Genomic DNA, 1,032 nt, shown 5'->3' on the forward strand with positions numbered 1-1,032 from the left:
CGCCGATGCTCGGTCATGACGGACGGCTGAAGGGCGACCTCACCGTCTTCAACTGGGGCGGCGGCAGCTATTGGCTGATGGGCTCCTACTATCTCCGGGAATTCCACATGCGCTGGTTCGAGAGCCATGCGGCTGAAGGCGTCACCGTCGGCGACCTCTCCGACACGATGAGCGGCTTCCTGCTGACCGGGCCGAACGCGCGCAAAATACTGGAGCGAACGACGCATCAGGATGTGTCCGGCGCAGCGCTGCCGTTCATGGCCTGCGGCACATTCGACATCGGCATGGTGCAGGCACGTGTGGCGCGGCTGTCTATATCAGGCGAGCTCGGCTTCGAAATCAGTTGCCCCGTGACCATGCATGCCACTCTGCGCGACACGCTGCTGGGCGCTGGCGAGGATTTGGGCCTTGCCGAAATCGGCTACTATGCACTCAATGCGCTGCGGCTGGAGAAGAGCTTCGGCATCTGGTCGCGCGAATTCACGCAAGGCTATACGCCGGGCCAGACCGGTCTCGACCGCTTCATCGCTTTCGGCAAGAGCGACTTCATCGGCCGCGAAGCAGCGTCGAAACAGCGGGAGGCCGGCAGCGGCCAATGCCTGGTGACGCTGGAAATCGATGCGCTCGACGCCGATGCCAGCGGCTTCGAGCCGGTCTGGCATCAGGGCCGGCGTGTCGGCTTCGTCACCTCGGGCGGTTACGGTTATACGATCGGCAAGAGCCTGGCGCTGGCGCTGGTCGACCGCGATTTCGCGGGCGAGGGCACCGCGCTCTCCGTGCATGTCGTGGGGGAGGAACGGCCGGCGCATGTCGTCGCGGCCTCGCCCTATGATCCCCTGGGCAAGGCAATGCGGCAATGAGGAGGATTTCCGATGGTCGATGACGCGGCACGGGACGGCAGGCGCGAGCGCCGGCGTGGACGCACGGGCGAGGCCGGCAGCGAAAGCAGCCGCCGTCCCAATTACCATTCGCTGAAGAACCCGGTCCTGCCACAGCCGATCTTTTCTGATGATCAGGTGGCCGCGATTCACG

Annotated in this window: 1 protein-coding gene and 1 pseudogene; both read left to right on the top strand. The window is 64.9% G+C overall.

The annotated features are described in order from the left end of the window. Nucleotides 1-860 (top strand): aminomethyltransferase family protein (locus tag EN906_RS35215; protein ID WP_164777659.1); only part of this gene is annotated, 860 nt, incomplete at its 5' end. Between the two features lie 12 nt (nt 861-872). Next, a pseudogene (locus EN906_RS39090) lies at nt 873-1,032 on the top strand (trimethylamine methyltransferase); the annotation flags it as partial.

The sequence above is a fragment of the Mesorhizobium sp. M7A.F.Ca.CA.004.06.1.1 genome (assembly GCF_003999135.1).
Classification (GTDB): Bacteria; Pseudomonadota; Alphaproteobacteria; order Rhizobiales; family Rhizobiaceae; genus Mesorhizobium.